The organism is Paralcaligenes ginsengisoli (assembly GCF_054781135.1).
Map to the genome: position 1 here is coordinate 72213 of NZ_BAAGUZ010000002.1, position 18477 is coordinate 90689.

23 protein-coding genes are annotated in these 18477 nt (G+C 56.8%); 21 read left to right on the forward strand and 2 right to left on the reverse strand.

All coding sequences use genetic code 11. The annotated features are described in order from the left end of the window. Positions 1–67: 67 nt before the first annotated feature. Positions 68–1054 (reverse strand): caspase family protein, encoded by a 987-nt coding sequence (locus ACYVIS_RS00515; RefSeq protein WP_460872955.1) that lies wholly within the window; start codon positions 1052–1054, stop codon positions 68–70. After that, positions 1054–1425, reverse strand: a complete 372-nt coding sequence (locus ACYVIS_RS00520; RefSeq protein WP_460872956.1) for a TIR domain-containing protein — start codon at positions 1423–1425, stop codon at positions 1054–1056. Before ACYVIS_RS00520 ends, ACYVIS_RS00515 begins: the two co-directional genes overlap by 1 nt. Before the next feature lie 181 nt (positions 1426–1606). On the opposite strand from ACYVIS_RS00520, the gene ACYVIS_RS00525 reads away from it, so the two are divergent. The 21 genes from ACYVIS_RS00525 to ACYVIS_RS00625 all read left to right on the forward strand — a co-directional run bounded on the left by ACYVIS_RS00525 (position 1607) and on the right by ACYVIS_RS00625 (position 18468). Continuing rightward, complete coding sequence (locus tag ACYVIS_RS00525; RefSeq protein ID WP_460872957.1) at positions 1607–1900, forward strand: plasmid mobilization protein; 294 nt, start codon at positions 1607–1609, stop codon at positions 1898–1900. A gap of 57 nt (positions 1901–1957) precedes the next feature. Further along, the gene (locus ACYVIS_RS00530; RefSeq protein WP_460872958.1) at positions 1958–2623 is read left to right on the forward strand and encodes a TrbM/KikA/MpfK family conjugal transfer protein; all 666 of its coding nucleotides are present in this window, start codon (positions 1958–1960) and stop codon (positions 2621–2623) included. Between the two features lie 13 nt (positions 2624–2636). Continuing rightward, positions 2637–3308 carry a lytic transglycosylase domain-containing protein gene (locus tag ACYVIS_RS00535; RefSeq protein ID WP_460872960.1) on the forward strand — a complete coding sequence of 224 codons (672 nt, stop codon included), beginning with the start codon at positions 2637–2639 and terminating at the stop codon, positions 3306–3308. Positions 3309–3397: 89 nt separating this feature from the next. After that, positions 3398–3718: a TrbC/VirB2 family protein gene (locus ACYVIS_RS00540; protein ID WP_460872961.1), complete on the forward strand. Its 321-nt coding sequence runs from the start codon at positions 3398–3400 to the stop codon at positions 3716–3718. A gap of 3 nt (positions 3719–3721) precedes the next feature. Further along, on the forward strand, positions 3722–4042 hold the full coding sequence (locus ACYVIS_RS00545) for a VirB3 family type IV secretion system protein (protein WP_460872962.1): 321 nt from the start codon (positions 3722–3724) through the stop codon (positions 4040–4042). An 11-nt stretch (positions 4043–4053) separates the two neighbouring features. Next, a complete protein-coding gene (locus ACYVIS_RS00550; RefSeq protein ID WP_460872963.1) occupies positions 4054–6483 on the forward strand; it encodes a VirB4 family type IV secretion/conjugal transfer ATPase in 2430 nt (809 codons plus the stop codon). Between the two features lie 26 nt (positions 6484–6509). Further along, on the forward strand, positions 6510–6968 hold the full coding sequence (locus tag ACYVIS_RS00555; RefSeq protein WP_460872964.1) for a hypothetical protein: 459 nt from the start codon (positions 6510–6512) through the stop codon (positions 6966–6968). A gap of 189 nt (positions 6969–7157) precedes the next feature. Beyond that, complete coding sequence (locus tag ACYVIS_RS00560; protein ID WP_460872965.1) at positions 7158–7535, forward strand: hypothetical protein; 378 nt, start codon at positions 7158–7160, stop codon at positions 7533–7535. Between the two features lie 78 nt (positions 7536–7613). Further along, the gene (locus ACYVIS_RS00565) at positions 7614–8318 is read left to right on the forward strand and encodes a TrbJ/VirB5 family protein (RefSeq protein ID WP_460872966.1); all 705 of its coding nucleotides are present in this window, start codon (positions 7614–7616) and stop codon (positions 8316–8318) included. A 74-nt stretch (positions 8319–8392) separates the two neighbouring features. Further along, a complete protein-coding gene (locus tag ACYVIS_RS00570; RefSeq protein ID WP_460872967.1) occupies positions 8393–9280 on the forward strand; it encodes a TrbL/VirB6 family protein in 888 nt (295 codons plus the stop codon). 93 nt (positions 9281–9373) lie between these two features. Beyond that, positions 9374–9511, forward strand: a complete 138-nt coding sequence (locus tag ACYVIS_RS00575) for a conjugal transfer protein (protein WP_460872968.1) — start codon at positions 9374–9376, stop codon at positions 9509–9511. A gap of 3 nt (positions 9512–9514) precedes the next feature. Continuing rightward, a complete protein-coding gene (locus ACYVIS_RS00580) occupies positions 9515–10201 on the forward strand; it encodes a VirB8 family type IV secretion system protein (RefSeq protein WP_460872969.1) in 687 nt (228 codons plus the stop codon). Between the two features lie 27 nt (positions 10202–10228). Further along, positions 10229–11101, forward strand: a complete 873-nt coding sequence (locus ACYVIS_RS00585) for a TrbG/VirB9 family P-type conjugative transfer protein (protein ID WP_460872970.1) — start codon at positions 10229–10231, stop codon at positions 11099–11101. Positions 11102–11112: 11 nt separating this feature from the next. Then, the gene (gene virB10 / locus ACYVIS_RS00590; protein ID WP_460872971.1) at positions 11113–12273 is read left to right on the forward strand and encodes a type IV secretion system protein VirB10; all 1161 of its coding nucleotides are present in this window, start codon (positions 11113–11115) and stop codon (positions 12271–12273) included. Further along, positions 12251–13270, forward strand: coding sequence for a P-type DNA transfer ATPase VirB11 (gene virB11, locus ACYVIS_RS00595; protein ID WP_460872972.1), 1020 nt, complete (start codon positions 12251–12253; stop codon positions 13268–13270). Before virB10 ends, virB11 begins: the two co-directional genes overlap by 23 nt. A 135-nt stretch (positions 13271–13405) precedes the next feature. Further along, a complete protein-coding gene (locus ACYVIS_RS00600) occupies positions 13406–14323 on the forward strand; it encodes a TrfA (RefSeq protein WP_460872974.1) in 918 nt (305 codons plus the stop codon). A gap of 450 nt (positions 14324–14773) precedes the next feature. Continuing rightward, positions 14774–15232, forward strand: coding sequence for a hypothetical protein (locus ACYVIS_RS00605; RefSeq protein ID WP_460872975.1), 459 nt, complete (start codon positions 14774–14776; stop codon positions 15230–15232). A gap of 34 nt (positions 15233–15266) precedes the next feature. After that, complete coding sequence (locus tag ACYVIS_RS00610; RefSeq protein WP_102075738.1) at positions 15267–15704, forward strand: hypothetical protein; 438 nt, start codon at positions 15267–15269, stop codon at positions 15702–15704. Further along, positions 15701–16408, forward strand: a complete 708-nt coding sequence (gene stbB, locus ACYVIS_RS00615) for a StbB family protein (RefSeq protein WP_460872976.1) — start codon at positions 15701–15703, stop codon at positions 16406–16408. The genes ACYVIS_RS00610 and stbB overlap by 4 nt, the downstream gene beginning before the upstream one ends. A gap of 11 nt (positions 16409–16419) precedes the next feature. Then, entirely contained in the window at positions 16420–16854 is a 435-nt protein-coding gene (locus ACYVIS_RS00620) for a hypothetical protein (protein ID WP_460872977.1), read from the forward strand. Between the two features lie 12 nt (positions 16855–16866). Further along, positions 16867–18468, forward strand: coding sequence for a type IV secretion system DNA-binding domain-containing protein (locus ACYVIS_RS00625; protein ID WP_460872978.1), 1602 nt, complete (start codon positions 16867–16869; stop codon positions 18466–18468). Positions 18469–18477: the final 9 nt, after the last annotated feature.

The following is an 18477-nucleotide window of genomic DNA, read 5'->3' on the forward strand; positions in this document are numbered from 1 at the left end:
TAAGGTGCAGTCTAAGAAGAATTGTTATGCTAGCTTGCGCTCCATGTGCTATCAAGCATGCTGGTACTCATATCAATCCTTTTGCCGCTAGCCGCCGATAGTGCTCGCCGAGAGCGGTAAGACGGACGGTTTTGCTCTCCATGGCGGCATGCCACATGTGCGGAGCACCTTCAGGGACGACAATCCCTACGCGGTTGTATTCCTGTAGGATCTTGAAGGTCGCGTTGTGATCCGGGTCGGGGGCTGGAATGCCTTGCGGGTTCGTCGCCCAGGATTCGTGCCGCTCTGGCTCATACGTGGGGTCGAGTTGGAATTGAAACCCAGGAGCCGGGAAAAGCTCTGAAATCCGACGAAGTTCGGATACTTCTAAGTGAGGCTGCACTTTCCGCAAAGATACGAAGCGCTTAACATTGGTTTTGAAAACAGGCCGCTGGGCCCATGGCCCTAACGACTGATCCACGTGCGCATAGACACCGCCTGGAGTTACATCCCCAACAAGGTTTGCGGCAGCACCGCCGAGCGCGTCGACTAACAAGCTGGTAAAGACCCCAGCCCCATCTTCCTCGGTCGCATACTGTTCCGCAGTTGAGGCAGTGAGGATGGTCACTCCATCGCTGATCTCCGCTATGTTCTGCTGCAACGCGCTTCCTCCTGCGACACCGCTGTGGCAGCTATCCAGAATGATCACTCGATTCTGAATTTTCGACTGGTTGGCCATGGTCATAATCTCGGCTAATGGTACGCCATCGTTTCCGCTCTTCACATCGGAAGAGCAGAGGTAGCCACCCGTTGCTTCGATATGACCGTGCCCCGCAAAGAAAAGGACCGCCACTTCACCTTCATCAGCGAAGAGGCTTTCAATGGCCTGCCGAAGATCATCCCGCTCTACAGGATCGCTCGGCCCAGTGGCGGTTAGATGCTTCACACCGAAATTCACCGACCCATCGGCATGTCGATCAAGCATCGCCTTAACCGCAAAGGAGTCGTTCACACACCCATAGAGCGGCGAAACATTAGTGTAGTGGTCGATACCAACGATAAGTGCTTTGCGCATTAGAGGCTATCAATCCAGGCAGCAATATTGGGCCAAGTCCAAACCATTGTATTCACGCCGGCGAGATCCGTGCGATCTTCCTTGTATGCCCAGATGCCGCGAATTTTCTTCTTCTCTTCCTTGGCGCATTGAATCTCCCACTTCTGCCCGCTGGAACTGAGGGAGTTCTTGCTGACGATCACGAGAACGCCATCCGACCGAAGGATACGGGTCCGCACCTTCTTCTTCCATTCTTCATCATAGGCTTCTTTAACCGACATATCGACGTACTCGAAGGGCGAATCGGTATGCAAAGACTGCCCCTTGATCATGTCGCGGATCCGTACATCCTCGATTGCGAAGGCAACGAAGACGATTTTCGTATCGGCCATAAAAAACTCCTGCGGTTAAACCATAAATTTGATATCGGCTTCTGGCCATCAGCGGCTTTTACCAGACCCACCCTAACGCATCTAACCATATATGTCATATTGTGTCTAGATTAAGACATTTGAGACAATAACTGCTGTACCGACACAAGCTCACTACGTCACCCCGCCTATAGGTCCACTCATGAACGAACCCCTCTCCGAGGTCATCCGCATCCGGGTGACCTCGTCTCATGCTGCACGCCTGGGCGAAGCAGCCGCCCTTTCCGGGCTGTCCCTCTCTAACTATATAAGGCGGCGGCTGTCCGCTGACGACACGCTGCAGGAAGAATTGACGCTGCTGCGCCAGATCGTGGCCGACTTGGGGCAGTTGCGCGATACCCGACAGGCCACCATCGAAACCGCCCATCTCGTGCGGGCCATGGCCAAGCCTGAACAGATCGCCATCGCCCAACAGAATCTGCAGCGCCAACGCTAACCCATCCCCGGCCTGTTCCCTGGCCATCTGCTGTACCCCTTCCCCGGAGACACCTTCATGCAATCCTTTCCCGATCTGCGGGCTGGGGCGCTGGCGCTCGCCTGCGTCCTGGCTCCTGTCACCCATGCTGTCGCTGCCGATGGTCTACTCACCGGTATCCCTCGCCTAGCCTGCGAAGCAACGCTGTGCCTATCCTCCGGCTTGCGGCCCAACGAATGCAGCCCATCCCTGGATCACTACTTCGACATCAAAAAATACAGCAAACATGGCCTGGACTGGTCAGCAACCGTCGACGCCAGACGCTCCTTTCTATCCCAGTGCCCAGCATCAACCGATCAGGGCATGCCAGAACGCATTGACGCCATCTCACGCGGGGCCGGGAAATGCGACCCAGAATATTTGAACCAAGCCTATGCCGATACGGCCTACAAATGGCGTAAGCACGAGTACGGCGGCGACAGCGGGCAGACCGTTTACGAAGTCCATTCGCTTCCTACTGTCACACTCGATCAATTGCCCACGTATTGTGTCGTTTACAACGATCACTCCTGGACTCATGAGCTGTCTGTGCGCTACGTAGGGAGACCCACCATGGGCGGGCACTGGGTCAAAGTTGAAGATTACGAGACAGCGCAAGCCAAATGGGATGCCGACCATAACGGACTTTGGGCCAGCGGCTGGAATTTTTCGCTAACGGATCCCAGCCATAGGGCCGATCACTGATAGGGGCCATTCCATGATCGCTGAACTTGCCGCCCTGGCCCTTGCCTGCGCACCTAATATTCACCCGATAACGCTCCATGCATTGATCAGCCATGAGTCTCGCGCCCGTCAGTACGCCATCGGCGTAAACCGCAAGGGCAAGCACCTGCGGCAACAGCCTCGAACGTTAACAGAAGCCACCGAAGCAGCACAGGGCCTCATTGATCAAGGTATCGACTTCGATGCCGGTTTGGGGCAGATCAACGTACGAAACTGGGCCTGGCTAAACCTGGACACCAAAACCGTCTTCGATCCCTGCCGCAATCTGGCGGCTGCCCAGACGGTGCTTGCTGAGTGCTATGCCCGATCATTATCTCGGCACAAGGCCCCACAACAGGCTTTGCGTGCCGCACTGTCTTGCTACAACACCGGCAACTTCACGCGCGGCTTCACCAATGGGTATGTTGGCAAGGTCCTGGCCAAGGCCGACATCAAGGTGCCTGCATTAGCACCCCTGAAAACAGAAGCATCTGGCCCCACAAGGGATGGCGAATCGCCAAAACCACCGTCAACACAGAATCCCGACCAAGAAGCGCCTGCTCAAGTTGAAGGGACTCCAGACGGTTTCAGCGCGAACCCAGCGACCGACGGTTTTGTACAGAAGCACGAGGCAGAGTCAAAAGCTGACCAAGGCTCGGCGCTCTAACGCCTGCAGGGCTATACCCACACATTCCCTTTTTCTACTATCCCCTATGACCCCAACGCCACACAGCGCCCTGGGGCAGGAGCCTTTCCATGTCGCTACTGAAGCAACTCAAAATGGCAGCACCCTTCCTACGCATGATTAACAAACTGACTACTGCATGGCTACTGATAGGTATCCATCAGGCTGCACTTGCACAGTCCATCGGCGGCTTGTCCAGGGCGCAATCCACACTACAGACACTCAAGGACAATCTTGATGTGATTCTGCCTATTGCCGCCGTCATCATCGGTGTCATTATCTTCGTACTGTATTCCGCAGAGGTCATGCGCAAGGACGATGCCATCCGTTGGGGCATTGGTGTGCTGTTGGCGGGCTCTGCAGCAGAGCTCGTCATACTGCTCTGGAAGTAAGCGATGGCAGCCAACTCCTATCCCGTCTTCAAAGGGCTGGGCCGAAAGGCCACGTTTATGGGTATCCCCACCACGCTGTTGCTCGGAGCCTTCGCCTGCGTAGCGATCATCGCCATGATGGCTGGCTTGGCCTGGTGGGGATTGCTTTTCCTGGTCATACCCGCACTTGCCCTCCTCACCCGTGATGACGATAAGGCGCTGGACGTGCTCTGGCTTGAATTCAAAACACGGCGTCGCAACCGCAACCAGCGCTTCTGGCGCGGATCAAGCTATGCCCTTCAGGGCTATCACCGACACCGGCCCTGGCGCCACCTCATCAAATAAAGGAAAACTCCATGACTGCTGCTGCCACCTTGGCTGTGGACGAACGGCTGGTATCACGTTACCTGCCGTACTCTCACCACGTCACCGATCAGATTATTGCTTGCGACAACCACGAGTACCTGGCCGTCATCAAGGTGGCAGGCCGCACCCCAGACGCCTATGCGCAAGACGAACTAAAGGAATGGATAGAAGCGCTGCATAACGTATTGCGCGGGCTACCCATGGGAACACTTGGCCTGTACTCCCACGTCGTCCGTCGCCGGGTGACCGAATATCCCGACAGTACCTTTACCCAGCCATTTGCTGGTCGATTCGATGCTGCCTATCGGGCGACGTTTGATGCCTCTGGACTGATGATTAACGACCTGTACCTGACGATACTCATTCACCCGGTTCAGGACCCAATATTGGGCACCTTCGCCAGCCTAGAGAAGGCTGACGCCCAGCGCCTTACCCTCTGGCAGGCCGAATCCATCGAACGGCTGAACAATATCTTGCGAACCATGACTGCAGGCCTGTACCGCTACGATCCTCAGATTCTAGGGATTGTGGATCGCAAAGGCTTTGCTTTTAGCGAAGCCGCAGAGTTCCTGGGCTATCTGCTCTCTGGGGTTCATCGGTCAGTGCCCATCAGCCGGGAACGCTTGCGTGAAACCCTCCCCTTTGCCCGACCGATTTTTAGCCGTCGTGGGGAGCTCGGAGAACTGCGCAGTATCGCGGATTCCCGCATCTTCGGCATGATGGAGCTACGCGACTATCCCGAAACCACCAAACCCGGCCACCTGGATCGCTTGCTGAGCCTGCCCCATGAATTCGTGCTCACGCAATCCTGGGGCAGTCACACAGGGGCAGCCGCCAAAAAGCTGGTCAAGAAACACCACAAGCTGCTGGTTGATTCCGGCGATGACTCAACCAGCCAGGTTACCCAGCTGGCCGACGTCATGGACGATCTGACTTCAGCCCGCCTCGGCCTGGGGGACCACCACGCCACGATATTGGTTTATGGCGACACCGCAGAAGGGGTACGCCAGGCGCTGGCCCAAAGCGCCACGGCACTGGCCGAAGATGCCATTGGCTTCAGAACTCTGGACCGGGCGTTGGAAGCCGGTTTCTGGGCGCAACTGCCCGGCAACTGGCACTGGCGGCCACGCCCTGTACCGATTACATCGCTTAACTTTCTGTGCTTTTCCAGTCTGCACAATCAGCTAATCGGCAAGCCGGTCGGGAACCCCTGGGGACCGGCAGTTACTCTGCTCAAAACCCAAACAGGCAGCCCGTTCTTCTTCAACTTCCATGCCTCGACCGAAGATCTGGACGAGACCGGCAAACGACGTCCAGGCAACACCATGATTATCGGCATGACCGGCACGGGCAAGACCGTACTGCAGGGAATGCTGCTCACTCAGGCCCAGAAGTTTGGTGCGACATGCGTAGTCTGGGACAAGGATCAGGGCATGCAGGTACTGATCATGGCGCTTGGTGGCTGCTATTTCAACATCCGCCTTGGAGAAGCAACAGGTTGGAACCCATTTCAAATGGAGCCCACCAAAGGGAATATTGCGTTCATGGTGCGCCTGGTCGTATTCCTGGCCGAACGTAGGGGCGAAGCGCTCAACACACGCCAGCACGCTGATATCACACAGGCAGTCCAGCAGTTGGTCACCCTAATTGACCACAACGCCCGAACACTTTCCACCTTGAATACGTTGCTACCTAACCCGTACAGCGAGGATGAAACCACAAGCACTGTACATGCTCGTTTGGCCCCATGGTGCCAAGGCGGGGAGTACGGCTGGGTATTCGACAACCCTGCTGATGAGCTGAGCCTGGCCAATGAAGTAGGTAAGCCCCCTATCTTCGGCTTTGACCTCACCGAGTTGCTGGACGATGACGCGGTACGAGGCGCGGCAACGATGTATCTAAAGCACCGCATTGACGCCCTGCACGATGGTCGCCGCATCATCAATCTGTACGACGAGTGTCAGCACCCATTGAAAGACCAGCACTTTCAAGAGAGTATGCAAGATGCCAGCCGCACGATACGCAAGAAAAACGGCGTACTAGCCTTCGCCACCCAAGAGCCAGGAGCCATCACAGATAACCCGGTTGGACCCTCCCTGGTACAGCAAACAGCCACCTTAATCCTGTTGCCTAATCCAAAAGCAAAAGCTCGCGACTATATTGAGGGCTTTGGCCTGACACCCGCCGAGTTCGAGCTGCTGAAAACACTGGGCGAGGCCAGCCGCAAGTTCCTCATCAAGCAGGGATCCAGCGTCACGGTCGCCCAGCTGGACTTGTCCGGTTGCGAAGATGAACTGCTGGTGTTCTCCGGTAGCCCTGATATGGCAGAAATTGCCGAGCAAGCGGTCGCTCAGGCTGGGAACGATCCGGCTGCCTGGCTGCCCGTGTACTTGGCTACCGTCAAACAAGGCCACAACTAAACCATCATCCCATAGGAAGAGACACCGTGAATCAAGATTTCTATGCTCGCATGGGCCTTTCCGGCCCTGAAACTGAAACCAGCGTCCCGGCGGACATTTTTGTTGTTTCCGTCCATTGTGAATGCTGGACGCATGAAGAACTCGAAGCAAGCGAAGCCGGCACCCGCAAGGTCGAGCTTGACCACGTCACAGCCGATGCTCATGATCTGGTGCTCCATGGCCGAGAATATGGTCTCTCCGAACCATCTTGCACCGATCCCCGGATGAGTTCGGACATTTGGTTCCGCTCCACTTATCCACGCGAAGATCGTGCTTATTTTGAACAAGGTGTACAAAAATATTACAGCCTGCACATCCATGACGTGAACGGACACCGGCCTGAGCCCGCCGATTATCAGCGGATAGCCAATTTGATCAGCGTACGCTTTGATCACGCTTTCAACTTACAAGAAGCAAAGCAGGAGGGCCCAGACCTATGTCTATAACGCCTTCCGTAGTTGAGCGGCCTGCGCTTGCACTGATGCTTTGAGCATGGCATTGAGGAACATTTTGAAACCTGAGCAACGGGCCTGCTGGCGTACAAAGACCGAACATGTCCGCAGCGTGTCCAGCATCTAGGCAGCCATCAAGCACTGCCAAGAATGCTTAGACAACCGTTAACCATAGGAAACCCAATGAATCGACGACATTTCATCACAGCCGCCAGTGCTACTGCCCTGGCAATTCTTGCTGGCTGCAAAACAGAGCCCTCTGGTGAAAAGTTCATTGGCTACTGGTTTTCAGATAATGGTCGCTATCCACCTACCCTGGTTCATATCGAGCGTAATGGCGATAGCTTTCTATTCACAGAAACCGCCTGGAATAATTTGGGCAAAGTTGGCTATCGCTCCAATTCGGTGCCCGCTACGGTCAAAGATTCGGAATACATCCTCGTGGTGGCCGACTCGGCACAGGTAGCCTACAAAGAAGCAGATGACCAGATCGTCTCCGACAGTTTGAAGGCCCGGCGCATCACAGAAGCCGAGTATCAGGCCGCCATTTCCCGCAAGTAGTCCCTTCTGCTCCTTCTGGAGCACGACCTTAAAACACGGCGAATCCCTTCGCCGTCCCCCAATCCTCCTGGAGTTCCCATGAAGCGCTACCAATTTTTGGCGGCGGGCATTGCCTTGTCCGTCGCATTCCTAAGTCCTGTTCGCGCCAGCGGCATTCCTACTGTGGACGCAGCTACCGTCGCCCAACTACAGCAACAGTTATTAACCGCTCGCGACCAGCTGAAGAATCTCACAGAGCAGTTGCAAACAGCAAAAAGTCAGCTAAACGCTTTCACTCAGTCGACTGGTTTCGGCAACGTGGTGGGCAACCCAGATATCCGAGACCAACTGCGCGCTGCGCTACCAACAAGCGCCCAAGACCTTCTGGATCGCTCTGGCAGCTCGGGTCTTAATGGAGATGTCGCACGGATAACAGACGATGTGATGGCACCCGTCAATTTCGGAGATGATCGTCAGCAGCTCTCAAAACGCGCACTGAATATCGAGGCAACCGCAAAGGCCATGAGTGAACGTGCCTATGACTCCATGACCCGGCGTCTAGCCAATGTCGATGCCCTGCAAGACAAGATCAATCAAACCACCAACCCCAAAGAAATCGCCGAACTGCAAGCTCGCATCCAAATCGAACACGCCAATATTGCTGCGGAGCAGACACGCACTCAGCTGGCTTCCCAGCAACTTGAGGCTGAGCGGCATCTGCTACAGGCCAGGGCGGAACGGGTATATGGCGGCTGGTTTGGAAGCAGTTCGGTATCTGGCAATAACGCCGATGCCACAGAATAGGCTCCAGCACCATGGCCGACCTAAATCCTCCCCTCGCACCTCCCTCGGCACCCAGCGAAATTGCCCAATGGGTCATGAGCCAGACTGAAAGTGTCCTGAGCAGTGCCATCAACAACCCCATGCAAGCACTGTTTGAAGCACTTATGCCTGTGATTGTGGTGGGACTCACCCTTCAGTTTGTCGTCTACGCTTTCGCCCTCATGCACGGACAGAGCAACATGACCGTGACTGAGTTCTTTCGCAAGGCGATTCTGGTCGCCATTGTCTCCATGATTTTTGGTGTGGGCGGCCTGTATCAAGGCGATATCGCCCAGGCCATGATTGAGCTGCCCGATGACATTACGCAATTGGCGCTGGGCACAGGCGATGTCGCTCTAGAGGTGGACAAACTGCAGAGCGAAACCAGCGAGGCATCGAATGCCATGTTGGGCTCAAGTGATCGCCCTTGGTACAACTTCATGCCTTCAACAAAGGAGGTGCTCGTCAGCATCCTGGCTACCCTATTGCGCATTAATGCCGCCGTGGTGGGCAGCATCATCATGGTGATTGTCGTGGTCTGCAAAGTGGGGATGGCGTTAGTTGTCGCAGCAGGCCCGATCTTCATTGCTGCCACTTTGTTTGAGCCCACCAAGCCCCTCTTTAACAGCTGGGTGTCTCAAGCACTGAATTTCATATTCCTGGCCTTACTTGCCGGTCTCGTGTTCGGTCTCATTCTTCAGCTCAACATTCAGCTGATCCGTATGATCGCCGACCAGATTGAGACTGGCATGGCAGACGTGCTCTCTCTGTTCGGAGCACAGGTACTAGTCGGTGTAGCCAGCCTCGTAGTCATGGTGATGATCCCAGGCCTGGCTGCCGGTCTATCCAATGGTTTCGGTGCTCAACTGGGCGTCGGAACTGCAGCCAAAGGCGCTTTCTCCATCCTGCGGCTGCGCAGCATGTTACGCCTGCGCGCTAAGTAAGCAAAACCTCGCTACCTGCCAACTTCAGGTCGATCAAACCTCTTTATATTTCCCATCCACCTGCCAGTCGAGCGGGTTAGGAATCCTTTACTCATGAAAAATATCATCGCCGCCCTGGCGCTGGCCGGGCTACTGGTTGGCTGCGCCTTTCATGCACCCCAGCCACCGCAGCCAACCGACACGCCACGTGTACCGGTAAATGCTACGCCGCCCTTGTTAAAAGGAGTCTGATTCATGTCCGACCCTCTCAAGTCCGAAGACATTGCTGCCTACCTGGAGCAGTCGCGCGGCCTGGAGCGCGATCACCTTGGCGAGCTCATCAACAGCCGAAAACGCGCCTGGCAGGTAGCCATGGCATCAGGCCTCATTGCTTTCGCTTCCGTTGCCGCTGTTGCCGGTCTCACACCGCTCAAGCAGCCGCCCGAAATGTATGTGGTGCGGGTGGATAACGCGACTGGAACCATCGAGCATGTCAGCAGTCTTGGCCAGCCCATGGAAGATTATGGCCAGCGTATCGCCAAGTATTTTCTGAATACCTATGTGCTGAACTGCGAAGGCTATAGCTGGCAAACCATTCAGGAGCAATTCGACACCTGCGCCCTGCTTTCCTCCGCACCCACTCAGATCCAATACGGCAAACGATTCGAAGGCCCAGATGCCGTCACGACACGCCTTGGTGCACACAGCACCGTGGATGTGCAAGTTCATTCAATCACTCTAGGGGCCAACCAGGCCGCCATTGTCCGCTTCACCAAGACGGAGCGGGAAGTCACTACTGGCAATATCACCAAGGTCCGACATCTGATTGCCACCATGGCCTATCAATACACCGACGTCCCACTCACCGAGGAAGTCGCCCGCCTAAACCCGCTGGGCTTTCAGGTCATGCGCTATGACTTGGCTGCTGACCTATCTCGCTGACACCTGCAAGGCTTAGAAGGAATCCTTATGTTTGAACATTTCCCCAGTCGGCAGGCGCTGGCTTTGTTTCTCTGCCTGGCCGTACCTACCAGCGTTTTGGCGCTGGAGACACCTCGCAACTCACGGCTCGACCATCGAGTGCGCTATGTGAACTACAACACGGCCAATGTCATCCAGCTCGATGCCGTCATCGGCGTGGCCTCTCACATTGTGCTGGAGCCCGGTGAGCACTACGTCTATCACGTCTTTGGCGATAGCCAGGCCTATGCGTTTACGCACAAGGACAATCATCTGTTCTTCAAACCAACCGCAGAAGATGCCAACACCAATCTGATCGTGATCACTAACCGTCGCGACTACAGCTTTAGGCTCTCATATAGCAGCAGCCACAGCTCACCGGCCCTTTACAAGCTCGTGATCCGTTACCCAGAGGCTGAAGCCAGACAGCGAACCAAGGCCACACAGAAGGCCGCCCTTGAACGATCCTTGCAGGCCACTGGCGCAGCTTTGCACTGGCAGGCCTACACCCGCAGCGGCGATGCAGACATCGCACCGGTACATGCCTGGGATGATGGCCGTCAAACCTGGCTGCAGTTCGCCACACAGGCCGACATCCCGACTGTGTACCGTGTCACACCAGACGGCCAGGAAATCATTACGAATTACCACATGGCAGATGAACGCACCATGGTGCTGCATCGCACTTCTGCGCTATGGCATCTTCGCCTGGGCGAGCAAGTGTTGGCCATCTACAACAACGCCTACGGCGCGACAGCCGTACCAGCACATACCGGAACCACATCGCCAGCTGTGAAGCGCCGTGTCAAAGGCGCTGCCGCCGAACAACCCGCCGCTGTAGCACCCGTACCCACCATACGGATACGCGAAGTCACGCAATGAAGGAACACCCCATGACGGAAACCGAACAAGGCTCAGATCCAGCAGCAGCCAGGCATCAAGATGATGATTTAACCCACGATCACCCATCAAACCAACCGGATAGTGGCCTGGAACGGGAGACGGCCGATTTGGACACAACCGGGCACAGCACACCTCGTGGTGCTCGGGCCTTCCTCTGGCTCACGATATTAATCGCACTGGCTGTCGCAGTCGGCGTGCTCGTAAAGACCTGGAGCCGTGAGACCCGGGAAAAGGCGGATACCGGGTTGGAGGTCGATCAAAGTGGCATCACCAATCGCCTTAAAGCCCCAAAGGTCGAACGCCCCGCGCCACCACCATCCGTGCCTCAACCGGCCGCTGAACCCGAGGCTGCGCGAAGCTATTACGTTCCGCCACCAATGCCAAATGCGCCAGCGCCCGTCAATGAGGTCGCCCAGCGACGACTGGCCAGCCCACTGCAAGCAGGCGGCACCGAGCAGAGCGGAGCGACGACAGATCAAGCTAGTGGCAAGCAAGGCCCGTATAGCGATGCTGGCCCCTTAGCTGACAAACTGCGACCGCTAGAGCTCTCCCCGTCAGTGGCAGGCCAGCTGGGCGACCGAAACTTTCTGCTGACACAAGGCACCATGATTGACTGCACCCTGCAAACCAAGCTCGTCAGCACCCAGGCCGGTCTTCTGACCTGCTTGGCCACGCACGACGTCATGAGCGCCAACGGTAAGGTCAAACTGATTGATGCTGGCACCAAATTCACGGGCTATCAGTCTGGGGGCATACAGCAGGGCCAAGCCCGCGCCTTCGTGACCTGGAACCGCCTGGAAACGCCCACCGGTGTCATCGTGAATCTGAGCTCGCCCGGAACGGGGCCCCTGGGCGAAGCAGGGCTAGACGGCCATATCGACAACCACTTCTGGGACCGCTTTGGTAACGCCATCCTGCTTTCACTGATCGGTGACCTCGGCAACTGGGCTTCCGACCAAGGGCAATCCGGCAGCAACAACATCCGTTTTGAGAACACCAGCGAAGGCGGCCAGGAAGCTGTTTCCAAGATTCTGGAAAAGTCCCTGAATATACCCCCCACCCTTTACAAAAACCAGGGCGAGCGCATCGGCATCATGGTCGCCCGCGATCTGGATTTCAGCAAAGTCTATGAGCTCGAACCCATCCCCTGAACCTATTCCCTTTGATCGGGCCATCGCTGTTCGTACGTTTCTACGCCCACTGGCCGCCCATCTGCAGGACCCCGCCGTGACTGAAATCGCCATCGTGCGCCCTGGTGAACTCTACACCCGCACACGCGGGGCCTGGCAGTTGCACGAACGCGCCCAGCTTTCCTACCCACACCTGGAAGCCCTGGCTACAGCCTTGGCCGCCTACAACCACATGGCACGTAGTCCCATTCAATCGGTCGTCCTGCCCGACGGCGAACGCGGCCAGATCGTGCAGCCTCCGGCCTGCATCGACAGCACGCTGGCCATCAATATCCGAAAGCACGCCCAAGTGGCCCTCTCCCTGGAGGAACTGCAAGCGCAAGGTGCTTTTGAAGCCACCCACGACACTGCCGCCGACTGCGCAATAGGCGGCCTCTCGAAGACCGACCAGACACTCTTGGCCCTGAAGGCTGCTGGCGACATTCCCCAATTCCTTCATGCCGCAGTACAGGCACGCAAGAACCTGGTCATTTCCGGGGCGACAGGATCTGGCAAAACCACCTTTGCCCGATCTCTCATCGACCGGGTGTCCATTGATGAACGCCTAGTCACGATTGAAGATGTTCATGAACTCATCCTGCCAAGGCATAGAAACCGTGTTCACCTGATGTATGGCGGAACGCGGGGCCGTGTCTCGGCAACGGAGAGCCTGGCAGCCTGCATGCGCCTGTCGCCCGACAGGATATTCCTGGCCGAGCTGCGCGGCCCCGAAACCTGGGATTACCTGGCAGCATTGAACACCGGCCACCCAGGGTCGGTCACCACTACCCATGCCAATGGGGCGGCTGATACGTTTCATCGCTTGGCAGTGCTTATCAAGCAATCGCCTACCGGCGGCAACCTCGACTTGGCAACGATCCAAGCATTTCTGCGCCAGACAGTAGACATCGTGCTGTATTTCGAGCGGTTTCAGCTGAAAGAACTTTGGTTTGAACCCAGCAGGCAAGTCAGCCGATAACGACGCCCTAACGGGTATTTATCCCAATCCCTTTGACCTGGCTTCCTTTTGCCCGGTCACCCTACCCCTGAACCCGTGTGAGGCACTGCACACGCTCCGGGCAGGCCTTGTATGGGCTCGTCTGGAGTGTTACCCATGACCTCATCCACTCGCCTGCCCTTTCACCGAGACAACAATTTGCTGCGTCTGTCGGCTGCCATGCAGCGCGCCCAGGAAAAGGCCAACCAGGCCGTGGCCGCTGCCGCAGAAAAGCAGGCAGTCACCCCTGCCCCGTTCATACTGCCTGGCATCAATGAAACGGCCCGAGCCATTCCCAACTATATCGCCCGAAGCGCCATCTTTGCGCCGGTTCGCCGGGGATGGCGCACCCTACACGACGAGACCGTGTTTCTGGAAGGCAGCAACATCCTACTTAAAGGATCCGGCAAGCAGTTAAGCGAAGACCACGCCGACATCTGGATGCATGCCATGTACTTGCAGACCACGGCCCTGTTGGGCGAAGCGCCAATCATTAACCGGGCAGATTTCCTGCGCGGCATGGGTAGACCCACAGGCGGCAGCGCCTATGAATGGCTGCATGATGGCATGAAAGACTTGGCCCGTTTCACCCTCTGCATCGAGGCCCGCAGAAAGGATGGCTCAGTCAAATACAGCTACGGCAACCATCCATCGACCCGCGTACTGGCGATGATCGGCGGCTTCGATTATGACGAAACCTCCGGCAGCTACACGATCTACGCTGATCCTCGCTGGGCACAGATTTTTAGCAATCGGGAGTACGCCCTGGTGGACTGGACCAAACGCCTGTTGATGCGACATGACCTCTCCAAAAGCCTGCAACGCCTGATTGGGACCTCCGCCGACATCCAGCAAAAGTACAGCCTAGACATCCTGAAGCAACGCGCTCAATACACCGGTCGCATGCGTGATTTTCGGACAAGTCTGGAGCGCAGCCTGACAGAACTGGAAACCTTGAAAGTAATCGCAGAACCACGTATAGAAACCGCCACCAGGGGCCACCAACAAGCGGTCTGGATACGGTTGGATCGTTAAATTCTCCATCGTAATAGCATCGCGCAGATGTTCCAGAAAGCTGATTTTCAGAACCTTTTCTAGGCTGTGGATAAGTGCCTTTTACCGTCGTCATAGCATCGCGCCTGCGTCGTCATAAGATCGCGGCTTATCGTCATAACATCGCGTTTTCTCGTCATAGCATCGCGCATAATTTCTGGAAACCCGCATAAACAGGCCGCTTCCAGCCATCGAAACGCCTTCTACCTTACTTCTACCTTATCTCTATCACAAAAGCGTGTGGATAAGTCCGATCTCCACTCGACCTGAGTGCAACATCCTGCCTACATAACCCACGCCATTTTGAATTCTCACGCTGAGCAGCCGCACAGCGGCTGCATCGGTCTGCAGTTGGCCACATCCGCCCCTTCGGGCAAATCTCACCCTCATCCCCCATCACTGCCCTTCAAGCTGCACGGCAAAGGAGTCCTCATGCACACAACCATAGACACCCGGATATTGCACATCGCGCAACAAGCCGCCCACTACGGCATTGGCACCATGAGCCTGGGCGAAGCACTGACCGCCGCCCTGGTACTAGATCGCAGCGACTGGCTGGACGAGCGAGGCTACAGCATCGCCGAGGCCCTGGATCGCATCGGCCCGCACTGGGCTGCCCGCCTGGCCGAAGTCGCCCGAAAATTTCACACCGAAGTGACACAGGCCCGACTACGGTTCTCCTTCGAAATCGTCCCTCACCACTCCGATACCGGCGGCTACACCCTGCGCCTGCTAAGTGATGGTCAGGAGATCGGCGGCGGACAGTTCTGCCCACGCGGCAAGTCGGTCCAGTTCGCCGACGAACAGTCTGCCTACGACGAAGCGCTGGCTGCAGGTTGCTCCTGGCTGGCTGACAAGCAGACCGAGATCTTTCCTGAGCTGTCCCACTAAGCGACACCGTATTCAACCCAACTCTTGGAAACCCATGAACTCACCCCAACCCGTGTCACGCTATCGGGCTGCGCTTTCTGCCCTTGACCCACGCATCAGCCTTTCAGCCCAACTGCGCGCGCTATTTCCCATGATCGAAGCTGAGCTGGCTGCTGGCGTCCCGCACGCTGCCGTACTGGACGATCTGGCCGCTGCGGGCCTAACCGTGCAACGCAGCACCTACGCCATCACGCTGTACCGCTGGCGCAAAGCCCAGCGAACAGCAGCCTGCCCTTCGACTTCCGCAGTGAAGCCGTCCCCACCTCCTCCGGCACTCGATGCCATTCAGGGCCGACCGCGCAACATCCAGACGCCTGGCGATCTACGCAAGATTCGCGACATGCAGATAGACCTGGAAGCCCTGCGTCGTGAAGGCTTGGCCAGTCGTACCCAATCTACCAACAACAACCCCACGAAAAGGAATGAACCATGAAAGTCGCCGTTCTCAACTACACCGGCTCCGTTGGCAAAACAGTGGCAGCCTCCCACCTTCTGGCACCACGTATGAACGGTGCCCAGATTTTTGCAGTGGAATCCACCAATGAAACTGGCGCCGACCTCGGTCTGAATGTCGATCAGCTGCGCGGCGAACATTTTGGGCGACTGTTTCGAGAGCTGCTCACCCGCGAAGATGCAATTGTCGATGTGGGTGCCAGCAACATCGAGGATTTTTTGACGCACATGATGCGCTACGAAGACGCTCACGAAGAAATGAGCTACTTCGTGCTGCCAGTGATTAACACCGGCAAAGCTCAGCGGGAAACCATCAAGACCGTGGCTGCCCTGTCTGAACTGGGCGTTGATCCAGAACGGGTGCGGATCCTTTTCAATCGTGTCGATAGCAGCGTACAGGATGAGTTCCCTTCCATCCTGGCCTATGCCGCCAAAACAGGCGAAGTGCAGGCCAGCCCCAACGCCGCCATCTACGAAAACGAAGTCTTTGAACTGCTGGCAGACCAACGAACGACCATTGCCGACGTATTGGCCGACCAGACGGATTACCGCGCACTGCTTCGGACTGCCGATCCTGAGGACCATGTGCGTATTTCACACCTAAGCAACCGGCACGCCCTACGCGCCCTGGCCAAGCCGGTAGACAGGCAGATGAACGCAGCTTTCACTGCCCTCTTTTCCTGAGCTGGGCCACCATGGAATCACACCCGAATCCCAGTGGCGCACGTACCAAGCTGGATTTGCTGTACTACGAGGTGCTGGGTGAAGTAGCTGGCCTCGTAGATAGGCTAGAAAACGCAACCCAAACCCTGGATGCTGTGCAAAAGCACATGCAGACCATGGCCAACGCGCAACAAGTCCTACCTGATCAACTCAGCCGCCACCTGACCGCCACGATGGAAGCGACAGCCAAGCCCATCAACCAGCACACGCAACACGCCATTCAGGCCATGCTGAATGACACAAGCAATCGCCTGGACACACTTACCCGAGATGCCGCCCAGTACGCCAGCATCGCCCACCAGTCCGCACGACGTATGGCACTGACGGCACTGGTAGTGGGCGGCGCAGCAGGCATTCTGGGGGGCTTACTGGCAGGCCTGGGATTGGGCCAGATTCTGATCTCTTGAGGACCGATACTCATGTCCACCCTGATATCCCCCATTACGCGGCGGCGCATTGCCGCGTTCTCTTTGGCCATCTTTCCAACGGGCACCTGGATGGCCGCTGCCACCTGGGGCAGCCACATGCACTGGCGAGACTGGAATGCCAAAACATTCCAGCATTTCGTACTGCTCACACCTCAGTACCCCTTGCTCTACTACGCATTGGGCGCTGGCCTGATGCTGGCGCTGACATTGATTCTGTTTGTCGGACGCACTGCCAAGACCGAAGGGTTTGAAGGTGCCGCCTACACCCGCTTCATTCGCGGCACCCGTACCACCTCAGCCAAAAGCCTGGCTCACCTGTGCGAAGAAAGGGGCAAGCAGCAAATCGACGTGGGCGGTATCCCCATGCCGACCGCCAATGAAAACCTGCACCTGCTGATTAGCGGCGCGACGGGTTCCGGTAAATCGGTGCTACTACGAAACATGGCCGCCTCCGTGCTGAATCGTTCACAACACAGCATGAAAACCATCCTGCCAAGCCAGTCCCCCAGTCGCAATGACCGCACCATCGTCATCGACCCCAACGGCGATCTACTCAGCAAATTTTGGCAACCGGGCGACGTAATCCTGAACCCCTATGATGCCCGCAGCCAGGGTTGGGCATTCTTCAATGAAGTCCGTGCCGACTACGACTGGAAGCGGCTGGCCCACTCCATGGTTCCCATGAGCCAGGACAAAAACGCTGAAGAATGGAACGACTTCGGTCGCCTGCTATTACGCGAGACGGCCAAGAAACTTCATCAGTTGCAGGGCAACGAGGCTAGCGTCATGGATCTCTTTCGCCTATGCACTATCGAAGACCCCAAGGTCTTGAAGCAGTTCCTGGAAGGCACCTTGGCCGAATCCCTTTTTGTTGGTTCCAGCGAAGCCAGCAAGGCGCTGTCTTCCGCCCGCTTCGTGCTTTCGAACAAGCTGTCCGAGCACACCGGCATGAAGCCTGGGCGGTTCTCCATCCGAGACTGGCTGGCCAAGCCCGACGGTGGGAATCTGTACATCAACTGGCGCGAAGACATGATGAGCTCCATGAAGCCGCTGGTGTCGTCATGGGCTGACGTGTTCATCACGTCCATCTTATCCATGCCTGAAGGCACCCACCGACGCTGGTGGTTGTTCATTGATGAGCTGGCTAGCCTGGAAGCCCTGCCGTCACTGGAAGCGGGCCTAACCAAGGGCCGGAAAAATGGCCTGCGTATTGTGGCGGGGTTGCAGAGCACATCCCAGTTGGAACACATCTACGGTCGCACCATGGCCACTACTATTCGGGCGAGTTTTCGCAACCTGGCTGTACTGGGCGGCTCCCGCACCGACCCGCAGACGGCGAAAGATATGAGCGAAAGCCTGGGCAAACATGAAGTTGAACGCCCCAAGTACAGCATCAGCCGGAGTGTGGACCATCGCAACACCTCGGATAATATGGATCGGACGACGGAAGACGTGGTGACGGCAGCACAGATACAGGCGCTGCCCGCGCTGGGCGGGTATGTGGCCTTGGCGGGGGATTTTCCAATTGCGAGAGTAAGCTTGCCGTTCAGGGAGTTTGCGGTGGCTGCGGCGGCGTTTCAGGAAAGCGCGTAATACTACTGA

Bases quoted from the DNA above. Each gene is read 5' to 3' on its own strand.
- ACYVIS_RS00545 (WP_460872962.1), top strand. From the start codon at position 3,722: ATGGCAGCCAACTCCTATCCCGTCTTCAAAGGGCTGGGCCGAAAGGCC.
- virB11 (WP_460872972.1), top strand. From the start codon at position 12,251: ATGAGCTCGAACCCATCCCCTGAACCTATTCCCTTTGATCGGGCCATC.
- ACYVIS_RS00625 (WP_460872978.1), top strand. From the start codon at position 16,867: ATGTCCACCCTGATATCCCCCATTACGCGGCGGCGCATTGCCGCGTTC.
- ACYVIS_RS00550 (WP_460872963.1), top strand. From the start codon at position 4,054: ATGACTGCTGCTGCCACCTTGGCTGTGGACGAACGGCTGGTATCACGT.
- virB10 (WP_460872971.1), top strand. From the start codon at position 11,113: ATGACGGAAACCGAACAAGGCTCAGATCCAGCAGCAGCCAGGCATCAA.
- ACYVIS_RS00535 (WP_460872960.1), top strand. From the start codon at position 2,637: ATGATCGCTGAACTTGCCGCCCTGGCCCTTGCCTGCGCACCTAATATT.
- ACYVIS_RS00520 (WP_460872956.1), bottom strand. From the start codon at position 1,425: ATGGCCGATACGAAAATCGTCTTCGTTGCCTTCGCAATCGAGGATGTA.
- ACYVIS_RS00600 (WP_460872974.1), top strand. From the start codon at position 13,406: ATGACCTCATCCACTCGCCTGCCCTTTCACCGAGACAACAATTTGCTG.
- ACYVIS_RS00575 (WP_460872968.1), top strand. From the start codon at position 9,374: ATGAAAAATATCATCGCCGCCCTGGCGCTGGCCGGGCTACTGGTTGGC.
- ACYVIS_RS00540 (WP_460872961.1), top strand. From the start codon at position 3,398: ATGTCGCTACTGAAGCAACTCAAAATGGCAGCACCCTTCCTACGCATG.
- ACYVIS_RS00560 (WP_460872965.1), top strand. From the start codon at position 7,158: ATGAATCGACGACATTTCATCACAGCCGCCAGTGCTACTGCCCTGGCA.
- ACYVIS_RS00605 (WP_460872975.1), top strand. From the start codon at position 14,774: ATGCACACAACCATAGACACCCGGATATTGCACATCGCGCAACAAGCC.
- ACYVIS_RS00525 (WP_460872957.1), top strand. From the start codon at position 1,607: ATGAACGAACCCCTCTCCGAGGTCATCCGCATCCGGGTGACCTCGTCT.
- stbB (WP_460872976.1), top strand. From the start codon at position 15,701: ATGAAAGTCGCCGTTCTCAACTACACCGGCTCCGTTGGCAAAACAGTG.
- ACYVIS_RS00585 (WP_460872970.1), top strand. From the start codon at position 10,229: ATGTTTGAACATTTCCCCAGTCGGCAGGCGCTGGCTTTGTTTCTCTGC.
- ACYVIS_RS00570 (WP_460872967.1), top strand. From the start codon at position 8,393: ATGAGCCAGACTGAAAGTGTCCTGAGCAGTGCCATCAACAACCCCATG.
- ACYVIS_RS00580 (WP_460872969.1), top strand. From the start codon at position 9,515: ATGTCCGACCCTCTCAAGTCCGAAGACATTGCTGCCTACCTGGAGCAG.
- ACYVIS_RS00515 (WP_460872955.1), bottom strand. From the start codon at position 1,054: ATGCGCAAAGCACTTATCGTTGGTATCGACCACTACACTAATGTTTCG.
- ACYVIS_RS00530 (WP_460872958.1), top strand. From the start codon at position 1,958: ATGCAATCCTTTCCCGATCTGCGGGCTGGGGCGCTGGCGCTCGCCTGC.
- ACYVIS_RS00565 (WP_460872966.1), top strand. From the start codon at position 7,614: ATGAAGCGCTACCAATTTTTGGCGGCGGGCATTGCCTTGTCCGTCGCA.
- ACYVIS_RS00610 (WP_102075738.1), top strand. From the start codon at position 15,267: ATGAACTCACCCCAACCCGTGTCACGCTATCGGGCTGCGCTTTCTGCC.
- ACYVIS_RS00620 (WP_460872977.1), top strand. From the start codon at position 16,420: ATGGAATCACACCCGAATCCCAGTGGCGCACGTACCAAGCTGGATTTG.